This is a genomic window from Sorangiineae bacterium MSr12523, from assembly GCA_037157775.1.
GTDB lineage: Bacteria > Myxococcota_A > Polyangia > Polyangiales > Polyangiaceae > Pendulispora > Pendulispora brunnea.
The window spans coordinates 8,735,880-8,747,508 of sequence record CP089982.1; the positions used below are offsets into that span (position 1 = coordinate 8,735,880).

The following is an 11,629-nucleotide window of genomic DNA, read 5'->3' on the forward strand; positions in this document are numbered from 1 at the left end:
CCGGTTTCCACAAAATGCGTATTTCCCAACGCCGCGCGCTCGTCGGCCAGGTGACCGGCGCCGACCTTCGCGAGATCGAAGGGACACTCGACACCGGCGGCATCGACCCCGACACCGCCGACAAATTCGTCGAAAACGTACTCGGCACGTATGCGATGCCTTATGGCGTCGCGCTCAACGTGCAAGTCAATGGGCGCGATTACGTCGTACCCATGGTCGTCGAAGAGCCAAGCGTGGTGGCGGCGGCCTCGAATGCCGCGAAGATGGCCCGCGCCGGGGGCGGCTTCACCGCGGAGTGGGACCCGTCGGTGATGATCGCGCAAGTGCAGGTCCAGGACGTACCCGACGTGCACGTGGCGGTGCGGAAGATCCTGGAGCACGAGCGGGAAATTCTGGCGCTCGCCGACGACGTACTCGGAGGGGTTACGACCCGCGGCGGAGGCGCACGGGCCGTCGAAGCCCGCGTTCTTGCGGACGACGTGGTCGTTGCCCACCTTTTGATCGATTGCAAAGAAGCCATGGGCGCAAACTTGGTCAATACCGCGGCCGAGCGCGTGGCCAATCGCGTGGCGGCATTGGCCGGCGGGCGCGTGGGGCTGCGCATCCTCTCGAATCTGTGCGACAAGCGCTGCGTCCGCGTGCGCTGCAGGGTCCCCGCCGAGGCATTGGCCACGAGCGATCTCCCCGGCGGTGCCGTCATCGATGCCATCGTCCAAGCTTCGCGTTTTGCCGAATTGGATCCCTATCGCGCCGCGACCCACAACAAGGGAATCATGAATGGCATCGACGCGGTCGTATTGGCCACGGGCAACGACTGGCGCGCCGTCGAAGCCGGTGCACACGCCTATGCCGCCCGAAAGGGTCGTTATGCGCCACTATCGATCTGGAGACGGGATGGCGACTACCTGGTAGGAACACTGGAGCTCCCCCTTGCCTTGGGTACGGTGGGAGGCACATTGCGTGTGCACCGTGCAGCACGCCTTTCGCTGGCGCTGCTCAACGTGAAAGGCTCCGGCGAGCTCGCCGCCGTTGCCGCATCGGTGGGCCTGGCCAACAACTTGGCAGGGTTGCGCGCTCTGGCAACGGACGGCGTGCAGCGAGGGCACATGGCGCAGCATGCGCGGTCGGTCGCCCTGGCGGCAGGTGCCGCGGGAGAACTCGTGGAGCGGGTCGCCCGCATGATGGTCGACGCGCGCGATATCCGGCTCGAAACCGCAAAACAGGCGCTCGCATCGCTCGTCGCGTTCGAGATGCCCATTCAACAAGCGAGCTCGCGATGAACGACGGTATTTGCTTGACGGGAATTGGCATTCGCTTTCCGGCAGGAATCGATTCGCCCCAGGGTTTGTGGAGCGCTCTGGCAAGCGGCCGCGATGCGATCGGCACGGTTCCCCTCGATCGCTGGGACGCCGCGGGGCATTACGATCCGGATCCGAGCGCGCCGGGAAAGGTGACCACGCGTCATGGTGGCTTTCTGTCGGACGTCGCGGGCTTCGATGCTTCGTTTTTCGACGTCTCACCGCGCGAAGCCCGGCAGATGGATCCGCAGCAGCGTCTGGCCCTCGAGACCGCGTGGGCGGCATTCGAGGATGCGGGCGCCACCCCGCAGCGGCTGCGCGAAGGACGGACCGGCGTCTTCATTGGCTCGATGTGGGCGGAATACGATCTTCTCCTCGCGCAAATGCCTGGCGAGGTGTCTCCGTACACCGCGACGGGCAACGATTCGGGGATGATCGCGGGGCGGATTGCCCACGCGTTTGGATTGCGCGGGCCTGCGTTGACGGTGAACACGGCATCGTCGTCCTCGCTGGTCGCGGTGCATCTCGCATTGCAAAGTTTGCAGAACGGGGAATGCGATCGGGCGCTCGTCGGTGGCTCGAATCTGATTTTGACGCCGTACAACACGATCAAAATGACCAAGCTCGGGACCATGGCGCCCGATGGACGATGCAAGGCATTCGATCACCGCGCCAATGGCTACGTGCGGGCGGAAGGCATTGCATTCGTCCTCCTCGAGCGACGGTCGCAGGCCGAGGAGCGCAATGCTCGCGTGTATGCGCTCGTTCGCGGTTCGGCCGCGAACAATGACGGGCCGGCGAGCAGCTTGACGGCGCCGAGCGTCGATGCGCAAGAGGAGCTGCTGCGTGACGCGTACGCGCGGGCCGGCGTGTCTCCGCACGAGGTCGACTACGTCGAGGCGCACGGAACCGGCACGCCGCTCGGCGACCGAACGGAAGCCGAGGCGCTCGGGCGCGTGCTCGGTTCGGGACGTCCGCCGCACGCGCGACTGCGAATCGGTTCGATCAAGACGAACTTTGGACACATGGAGGCTGCGGCGGGCGTCGCAGGGTTGATCAAGACGGCGCTGGCCCTTCATCACGGGTCGATCCCGGCCAGCCTTCACGTCGAGACGCCAAACCCGGATATCGCATTCGATGCCTTCGGTCTGCAGATCCAGACCGAGTCGAGCGCATGGCCCAACACCGGCCGCCCGCGATGCGCTGGGGTGAGCTCATTCGGCTTCGGCGGGACGAATTGCCATGTGGTGTTGGAAGGCGCACCGCACCACGCCCCCCGCAGCGTAGACGCGGTTCGTCCGACGTTGCCGCTGCTCCTTTCCGCCAAGAGCGAGGCCGCGCTGCGCGCCCAGGCCCAACGGTGGGCGAATTGGCTCGAGGAGCACCCCGAGGCAGCACTGCGCGACGTCGTGCATACGGCAGCGTGCCTCCGAGCGCACCACCCCGTGCGCGCGCAGGTGATGGCGGCGGATGGATCCGAGGCGGCGGCGGCACTCACCGCGCTTGCGAAAGGCGAGGCCCACCCGGCACTGACCGAGGGAGAGGCCAAACCGCGCGGACGCGTGGTGTTCGTCTACCCGGGACAAGGAAGCCAATGGCAGGCCATGGGGCGCAAGCTCTTCGAGGAATCGGAAGCATTCGCAAAAGCCGTGCGCGAGTGCGATGCAGCCCTGCGTCCATGGACGGGTTGGTCCGTGGAATCGGTGTTGCGCGGTGAACCCGACGCGGACGTGCCACCGGAAGACCGCGTGGATGTGGTGCAGCCGGCCCTCTTTGCCATGGCCATCGGGCTGACCGCGGCGTGGCGAGCGTGGGGCATCGAGCCGGAAGCCGTGGTCGGTCATAGCCAGGGCGAAGTGGTGGCGGCTTACGTCGCAGGCATTCTGCCGTTGGAAGAAGCCGCCCGCGTCGTGGCCGCACGAAGCTCGCTCGCGCGGCGCGTGGCCGGCCAAGGTGCGATGGCCCTGATCGAGCTGCCCGTCGACGTGGTCGAAAAACGAATTGCCGACTATGCCGGGGCACTGTCGGTCGCGGTGGTGAATACCGCGAATTCCACCGTCGTCTCGGGCGAGGCGAAGGCGGTGGACGATCTCCTGATCAAGGCGCAAGAGGAATCGATTTTCGCCCGCAAGATCAAAGTCGATTATGCATCCCACAGCGCGTACGTCGATTCCATTCTGCCCGCATTGAGGGCGGAGCTGGGGCACGTGAGGCGAAGCGAAGGGGCCATTACCTTTTATTCGACGGTCACCGGGAAGAAGGAGCGCGGCGACGATCTGGACGCGGTCTACTGGTGCCGCAATCTGCGCGAGCCCGTGCGCCTGGATTGGGCACTCGCGCGATTGCAAGACGACGGCTACGGGGTATTCGTGGAGGTAAGTGCACATCCCATTTTGGGTGCGGCCCTGACCGAGGCGAGCCGCGCACGTGGGGGCATCGTATCGGGAAGCCTCCAGCGCGATGCGGGTGCGGAAGCGACGCTGTGGAAGATGCTCGGCGCGCTCCACGTGCAGGGCCATCCCGTCCATTGGGCGGGTGCCCTCGCACGGTGGAATGGACGACCCGTCGATCTGCCGACGTATGCCTTTCAGCGGCAGCGACATTGGCTCGATACCGACGATACGGCGGCCGAGCAGGTGCTCGAAGCCTCATGGCTCGAGAAGCTTGCCCTGCTGCCGCGGCCGAAACGCGAGCAGCCCCTGCTCGAATGGGTGCGTGCGGAAATCGCTGCCGTGCTCGGAATGCCGGCATCGCAGGTGGCCCCGGAGGCGCCGCTGCGCGATCTGGGGATGAAGTCGCCCGGCGCCGTGGAGCTGGCAAGCCGCCTCGAACGACGGACCGGCGTGCCGTTGAGCGCGACCTTCGTTTACAAATACCCCAATGCGGGCGCGGTCACCCGCCGCCTGCTGGAGGAGATGTTCGCCGCGAACGAACCATCCCTTCCTGCGAGCGGAGCGATACCGGCCAACGAGAACGGTGCGTCGAGGTCGGGCGTGCACGCGATGTTGGACGTCGCGCAGGACGCATCGACCATGTCCGACGAAGAGCTGTTCAATTCAATCGACGCCCTCGTTCGATTTCGGTGACGCCCTTGGCGCGAGGGAGCGCAGAAACACGAAAACACGGAGAGCCGACCATGGTCGTGGAGCGAAGCGAAAAATTGCGGGCGTACTTGGAGAAGACCACGGCGTCGTTGGCCGAAGCGGCCGCGCGCATCCGCGAACTCGAGGCGCGGACGCGCGAGCCCATCGCCATCGTATCGATGGCCTGCCGATTCCCAGGCGGGGCAGACACCCCCGAAAAGCTCTGGGAGCTGCTCGTCAGCGAGAAAGACGCCGTCACCGAGGTCCCCGTATCCCGCTGGGACGTCGCCCAATTCTTCGATGCGGATCCCGACGCAGCGGGCAAGACGTACAGCCGTTGGGGCGGGTTCGTTGAAGGAGGCGTGGAGAACTTCGACGCGGCCTTCTTCGGCATCAGCCCGCGTGAAGCGGCGGGCATCGATCCGCAGGAACGCTGGTTGCTCGAAGCCGCGTGGGAAGTGTTCGAGCGTGCGGGCATCCGCGCCGAAACCCTGGATGGTACGGCGGGTGGCGTGTACATCGGTCTTTCCGGATCCGAATACCAGACCAGGGCATTCGGCGACACCACCCGCATCGACGCGTACACACTCACCGGTGCTTCGCCGAGTACCATCGTGGGGCGCGTCGCCTACTGGTTCGGATTGCGCGGGCCCACGGTGGCCGTCGATACGGCGTGCAGCTCGTCGTTGGTGGCAATCCATATGGCGTGCCAGGCGCTGCGCAACGGCGAATGCCCCTGGGCGCTGGCCGGCGGCGTCCATGCGCTGGTCACACCGGAAGGATACATTGCGCTCTCTCGTTTGAAGGCACTGTCGCCCACCGGGCGATGCCGCACCTTTTCCGCCGAGGCCGACGGGTTCGTTCGCGCCGAAGGATGCGGCCTCTTGCTCCTCAAGCGACTGACGGACGCACAGCGCGACGGCGACCGAATCATCGCACTGCTCCGCGGCAGCGCGATCAATCAGGATGGACGCAGCCAGGGTCTCACGGCACCGAATGGACTTGCGCAAGAGGAGGTCATCCGAACCACCCTGTCACGCGCCGCCATCGAGCCGAGCTCCGTCGACGTCGTCGAGTGCCACGGCACCGGAACACGCTTGGGCGATCCCATCGAGATCGAAGCCCTCGCGACCGTCTATGCGCAGGCGCGCCCTGCGACGAATCCCCTCGTCCTCGGATCCATCAAGACCAACATCGGGCACACGGAGGCGGCGGCCGGCGTGGCGGGGGTGATCAAGGCGGTCCTCGCGCTCGCGCACGAGGAGATCCCCCGCTCGCTGCACACCGGCGCACCGAACCCCTACGTTCCCTGGAATCGACTCGGCGTCGAGGTGGCGCGAGAGCGGCGTCCGTGGCCACGCAAGGAGCATCCGCGGCGGGTGGCCGTGTCATCGTTCGGGATCAGCGGGACGAATGCGCATGCCATCGTGGAGGAAGCGCCTTCGTTCGAGGAGACGGCCACCGAGGTGACGCAACGGAATTGGTCGCCGCTGCTGCTGAGTGGACGCGACGAGCATGCCCTGCGCCAGCAGGCGACCCGGCTGGTGGAACATCTGCGATCGCATCCGCACCTGCGTGGCTTGGACGTGGCGGCGGGCCTCGCCACGGGACGCGTGCATCACCCCGCGCGCCTTGCATTGCCCGTCCGAAATGACGCAAAACTGGAGGACACGGTGGAGCGACTCGCGGCGTTCTCCGCGGGGCGGGCAGGCCCCGGCCTCGCGACGAGCGCCGACGCGCGGGCGCCCGGAAAGGTGGCCGTATTGTTTACGGGCCAAGGCAGCCAGCGCGCGGGCATGGGTCGCGAGCTGTACGCGCGCTATCGCGCTTTCCGCGAGGAGATGGACGCCGTGATCGGTGAGATGAACCGGCACTTGGAGCGGCGGTTGGAGGACATCCTGTTCGCGGAACCGGGCACGCCGAATGCGGAGCTTCTCAACGAGACACAATGGGCGCAGCCCGCATTGTTCGCACTGGAGGTGGCGCTCTATCGGCAATGGGAAGCGTGGGGTATTCGCGCAGACGTGCTCCTGGGCCATAGCGTGGGCGAGCTCGCCGCCGCCCATATCGCAGGGATCCTCGACCGGCGCGACGCGTGCGCCCTGGTGATCGCACGCGGGCGTCTGATGCAGGCCCTGCCGAAGGGCGGCGCGATGGCTTCCGTGGAAGCCAGCGAATCGGAGGTGTTGCCGCTGCTCGCCCCATACGGAATTCGGGTATCGCTGGCGGCGATCAACGGCCCGAAACAGGTGGTCGTGAGCGGCGATGCGGATGCGGTCGACGAGGTGTGCCGCGCGCTGCGCGAACGAGGCACGCGGGCGACGCGTCTCGTGGTGAGCCACGCGTTCCATTCGGCACATATGGACCCGATGCTGGCCGCTTATGAACGCCTGGCACGAAGGGTCACCTACCGCGCCGGACAGATAGCCATCGTGAGCACGGTGACGGGAGAATGCGCAAACTCGGGCGAGCTGGAATGCGCCGATTATTGGGTGGGCCAGGTCCGACGAGCCGTTCGCTTCGCGGACGGGGTACGAGCCTTGGACGCGATCGGCGTGACCGCGTATCTGGAGTGCGGCCCTCACGGCGTGCTGACCGCCATGGCCGCGGAATGCCTCCCACCATCTCGGCCCGTGGCATTCGTCCCGAGCCTGCGCAAGGCTCGCGCGGAGGAAGAAACGCTGACGGAAGCGGCATGTGCGCTGCACGTGCAAGGGCACTCGCTGGATTGGACGCGCGTCTTCGCGGGTACGGGTGCGAGGAAGGTCATTCTGCCGACGTATGCGTTCCAGCGGCAACGCTACTGGCTTGGTGAAACGCCCCCGCGCGAAACCGAAGAACGGGTGACCGCTTCCTCGTCGCCGCCTCCGCTGGACGATCTGGCGGAGCTCGTGCGCGCCGAGGCGGCGGATATCCTTCGATTGCCGGATCCCAGCGAGCTTTCGCCCGACAGGCCACTTCAGGATTGGGGGCTCGATTCCCTGATGGCCGTCGAACTGCGAAATCGGCTCGCCAAGAAATGCGGAATACCTCTCCCGATTACCTTCGTAATGGAGCATCCGACACCCATGGACATGGTCGAATATCTCAGCAAGCAAGTGAACATTCCCAATGAGCCCCGCGAGGAGGAACTCGACGACGATGAGATTCGCACGCTACTCATGAACATCCCCGCAGCGCGTTTGCGGGAGGCGGGGTTGCTTGCGGAACTGATCGACCTCGCGCCACCTCTCTTCTCGCGGGTCGAAGATCACGAGGCCAACGTTCGTCCCCACGACGAACCGCGTCGCCGTGGCTGGTACGATCTTTCGGCGCAAGACGTGTAGCCGCCGACACCGACCTCGAGCCTATGCATCCACGCGGCGCGGATGCTAGTAGCCCTTCGAGGATGTCGCGTCGCCTGCCCTTATCGACCCGTCTGGCGGTCAATCATGGAGTGCTCATCGCGCTGCTGGTGATCGCGTTGTTGGTCACACTTCAGGGCGTCATTCGCATGCTGGGCATCATCACCGATATTCGGGATCAGTATCTTTCCAGCATCGATGAACAAGAAGAAATCCACCGCTCGGCCTGGCAGGTCGAAGTGGCTTTGCGCCACGCGCACTTCGAGTGCCAAAGCGAGCGCCAGGAAATCGACGTGCACCGCGCCGTGCTTCTGGCACGAGATGGCTTGAACGCGGTCCTGGCCAAGTACCGAGTCCGTGCGCCGCGGCGCTTGCTGACGTCAGCCGAGCGCTACCTCGAATTGGCCGATCGGGCCACCTCGGGCGACACGTGCGCCTTCGCCCTGGATCCCAAGACCGACGAGCAGCGGACCGCGCTGGACGAAGAGCTCACCGATGCCTGGATGGACCTCGTCCACAAGCTGCACGCCGATCTCTCGAAACAGGAAGAGCGCTCCCGAGGCATCGGCGTTTGGACCGCTGCCGGAGCCTTCACCGTTGCGACGGTGGGCGCTTTGGCCGCGGTACTCATCGCCCGCTCCACGGCGCGGAGCATTTCCGAGCCGATGCGGAGGCTTGCCGCAGAGACCATGCGCATCGGCGAGGGCGATTTCGCACCGATCCCGAAGGTTGCGGGTCCGCGCGAGATCGAAGACCTCTGGCGCGACCTCGAACGAACGCGCGAACGACTGGCCGAGCTCGATCGCCTGAAGCAATCCTTTCTGGCCAATGTCTCGCACGAGCTGCGCTCGCCCTTGGCCCGCTTGCGCGAGGCACTCGGATTGCTATTCGATGGCACGTGCGGGCCACTCAACGAGCGTCAGCTCCGGGTGCTCACCTTGGCCAACCGCGCTTGCGAGCGCGAGGTGCAATTGGTCAATGCGCTGCTCGACATGTCGCGATTGAACTCGGGAATGGCCCTCAAGCGCGATGCGGCCTGCCGCCTCGATCGCATCATCCAGGCAGCCCTCGACGGCGAGCGCACCGAGGCAAACGAGCGCGGCGTGGTGCTGGAAGTCGCTTCGCGCGGCTCGATTCCTCCGATGGATCTGGATTCGGCGCTGATGGAGCGCGCGGTGGCCAATCTGGTGCGAAATGCCGTGTCCGTATCACGACGAGGACAGAGGGTTCGCATCGAGCGCTCGTTGTCGAAAGATGACGATCGCGCCTTCATCGATGTCATCGATGAAGGGCCCGGTTTCACCACCAAAGCAAAAGATTCCGCATTTCGGCCCTTCAGTGCGGCCGATATTCCCGATGTGGACCGTCCTGCTGGAATAGGACTGGGGCTCTCGTTTGCTAAGGAGGTAGCCCGTGCCCACGGGGGCCTGTTGACGATTCTGCGCTCCGATCGGACCGGCACCACCATCCGCATCGAGCTTTCCCTAGGACCTCTTCCGAGAGATTGATGACTGAACGCACACACGGCGGGGAGAACGACACATCGAGAGAGCCTCACATCCTACTCGTCGACGACGACATCGAGCTGTGCGAGCTCGTGTCGCTTCGGCTCGAAGCGAAGGGCCATCGCGTCTCCGTCGAACACACGGTGAAGGGCGCCCTTCGACGGATCGGCAGCGAGTACGTGGATACGGTTTTGCTCGATCTTCGATTGGGGCAGGAAGACGGCTTCGAGGTGCTCGACGGCATCGCCAAGCGCTCGCCGGACGTGCCGGTCATCGTGCTGACGGCCCATGGCACCATCGACACCGCCGTCGAATCCATCCGCAAGGGCGCGTTTGGCTTCGTCACCAAGCCGTTTCTCGATCACGATCTGCTCGAAAAAATTGGCCACGCCATCGAGAGCAGCCGCCTGCGAAGGGAGATTGCCGGGCTTCGCCGGGTCATGGGCGATGGCCACGAAGATGCCCGTCTGGTGGGCGTCAGCCCTGCCATCGAGCGCATTCGCGAGATCATCACGCGCGTGGCCCCCACGGATGCGAGCGTGCTCATCCTCGGCGAGTCCGGGACCGGCAAGGAGCTCGTGGCGCGCTCGTTCCATGCCCTCTCGCGGCGCGCCCACGAGCCGTTCATCGCCGTCAACTGCGCGGGGCTCGCGCCGGAGCTGCTCGAAAGCACGCTGTTTGGCCACACCAAGGGCGCCTTTACCGGCGCTACCGCCAACCGCGAGGGCCTCTTCGGCGCGGCCAACAAGGGCACCCTCTTTCTCGACGAGATCGCCGAGGCGCCTCCTGCCGTGCAGGCCAAGCTGCTGCGCGTGCTCCAGGAGAAGCGGTATACGCCCGTGGGCACCACGACCGAGCAGGAGGCCAACGTCCGCATCCTGGCGGCGACCAACCGCGATTTACGCCAGGAGGTGCTCGAGCGGCGCTTTCGAGAAGATCTCTTTTACCGCCTCCACGTCGTTCCGGTGACGATGCCACCGTTGCGTGAGCGCAAAGAAGATATCCTGCTTCTGGCAGAGATGTTTCTCGAACGCGCCGCGGCCCGTTATCGATTCAGCGTACCGCGCATCGGGGATGCCGCGCGGGCTGCGCTGTTCGAACATCCATGGCCGGGCAATGTGCGTGAGCTGGCCAATGTCATGGAGGCCGCCGTTTTGGCCGGCCACGGCGGTGAGCTCAAGGTGGAGCATTTGCCGGGCGTGACGATGGGGGAATCGCCAGCGCAATCCATGCTCGAGGATTTTTCGACCCGCGCGCGGCAGCTTCTCGATCCGTACGTCACGGCGAGCGCACAGACCTTCCCCGCCCTGCGCGATGCACGTGACGCCTTCGAACGCGCCTACCTCGACGTCGTGCTCTCACGAACATCGGGCAACGTTTCGTCGGCGGCACGGCTGGCAGGGCGAAACCGGACCGATTTCTACGATCTCCTACGACGTCACGGCTACTCGCCCGCGGTCTACAAGCGGAGCGATTAGGGCGACGCCAGCAAGGAGGAACATGGCCGACACGATGAACGTGCGATACTCCAATATCGACGCATAACGGGTGGTGACCAATGCCCCACCGACGAACATGGTCAATTTTGCCGACCGCAAAAGCGCCCAACGCCATTCACGCGCGCGTGTCCCTCGCGTACCGAGCGTCGCACGCACGACGTTGACCGCCAGATCGGTCACCGGCCCCGTCGCGTGCGTGGTGCGAATGGCATTCGATGTCGCCAGCCCGATGGCCGAATTCTGAATCCCCATGGCCGCTGCGAGCAGCGAAAGCAGCGCAAAGGAGGCCGTCGTCGGTTGCTCGAGCCCAAAGGGCCCGAACAGCCCAGCATGCCCCGCCGCGGCGACCGCGAGCAACACGACGAACGCCAGCAGCATGGGCACGACGATCTGCTGCTTGTCCCTCAGCCGCAGGGTCACGGTCACCAGCGCAGCCAGGGCCGCGCCGCCGAAAAAGGCGGCAAAGACGAGCATGTACTTGAGGACGAGCCATGAATCGCCAAACTCGACCCCCAACGACGTGATGGTACCCGTCACGTGGCTGACGAAATTGCGGCAAGCCATGAAGGCGCCCGCGTTCACGCTGCCTGCGGTCAGCGAGAACAGCAACCACGCCATGACGTTACGTGGAGCAAAGAGCTCCGTATCTTTCGAAAATGTCATTTTGCCTCGGCCGCTTCCGTCGATTGGCCATAATCCGGCTCGGGCTCCGACGAGAATTGGAGTGCCGGACTACTCCGTCTCGCCAGCATGAGAACCATGAGAAGCGTCGTGCATACGAACAATTTCCGCATATCGTCCATGACGACTGCATTGAGCAACCGTAATGCCAATTATGCATTGCAGCTATTTCGCATTCATTCGATCGTCGCGCTCGCCAAAGAAGCGTCGGCGCAAGGC

The 11,629-nt window shown here is 65.1% G+C and carries 6 protein-coding genes; 5 read left to right on the forward strand and 1 reads right to left on the reverse strand.

The features are described 5' to 3' along the window. Positions 1-14 precede the first annotated feature (14 nt). The 5 genes from LZC95_34295 (at position 15) to LZC95_34315 (ending at position 10,708) form a co-directional block, all read left to right on the forward strand. Positions 15-1,280, forward strand: a complete 1,266-nt coding sequence (locus LZC95_34295) for a hydroxymethylglutaryl-CoA reductase, degradative (GenBank protein ID WXA91516.1) — start codon at positions 15-17, stop codon at positions 1,278-1,280. Continuing rightward, positions 1,277-4,384 (forward strand): type I polyketide synthase, encoded by a 3,108-nt coding sequence (locus LZC95_34300; protein WXA91517.1) that lies wholly within the window; start codon positions 1,277-1,279, stop codon positions 4,382-4,384. Before LZC95_34295 ends, LZC95_34300 begins: the two co-directional genes overlap by 4 nt. 50 nt (positions 4,385-4,434) lie before the next feature. Next, positions 4,435-7,707 carry an acyltransferase domain-containing protein gene (locus LZC95_34305; GenBank protein ID WXA91518.1) on the forward strand — a complete coding sequence of 1,091 codons (3,273 nt, stop codon included), beginning with the start codon at positions 4,435-4,437 and terminating at the stop codon, positions 7,705-7,707. 62 nt (positions 7,708-7,769) lie between these two features. Next, positions 7,770-9,233, forward strand: coding sequence for a HAMP domain-containing histidine kinase (locus LZC95_34310; GenBank protein ID WXA91519.1), 1,464 nt, complete (start codon positions 7,770-7,772; stop codon positions 9,231-9,233). Further along, positions 9,233-10,708 (forward strand): sigma-54 dependent transcriptional regulator, encoded by a 1,476-nt coding sequence (locus tag LZC95_34315; GenBank protein WXA91520.1) that lies wholly within the window; start codon positions 9,233-9,235, stop codon positions 10,706-10,708. Before LZC95_34310 ends, LZC95_34315 begins: the two co-directional genes overlap by 1 nt. On the opposite strand, the gene LZC95_34320 is transcribed toward LZC95_34315, so the two are convergent. Then, positions 10,661-11,347, reverse strand: a complete 687-nt coding sequence (locus tag LZC95_34320; GenBank protein WXA91521.1) for a DUF1275 domain-containing protein — start codon at positions 11,345-11,347, stop codon at positions 10,661-10,663. The two genes, LZC95_34315 and LZC95_34320, sit on opposite strands and share 48 nt — an antisense overlap. Positions 11,348-11,629 lie beyond the last annotated feature (282 nt).

Bases quoted from the DNA above. Each gene is read 5' to 3' on its own strand.
- LZC95_34295 (WXA91516.1), top strand. From the start codon at position 15: ATGCGTATTTCCCAACGCCGCGCGCTCGTCGGCCAGGTGACCGGCGCC.
- LZC95_34315 (WXA91520.1), top strand. From the start codon at position 9,233: ATGACTGAACGCACACACGGCGGGGAGAACGACACATCGAGAGAGCCT.
- LZC95_34305 (WXA91518.1), top strand. From the start codon at position 4,435: ATGGTCGTGGAGCGAAGCGAAAAATTGCGGGCGTACTTGGAGAAGACC.
- LZC95_34310 (WXA91519.1), top strand. From the start codon at position 7,770: ATGTCGCGTCGCCTGCCCTTATCGACCCGTCTGGCGGTCAATCATGGA.
- LZC95_34300 (WXA91517.1), top strand. From the start codon at position 1,277: ATGAACGACGGTATTTGCTTGACGGGAATTGGCATTCGCTTTCCGGCA.
- LZC95_34320 (WXA91521.1), bottom strand. From the start codon at position 11,347: ATGGCGTGGTTGCTGTTCTCGCTGACCGCAGGCAGCGTGAACGCGGGC.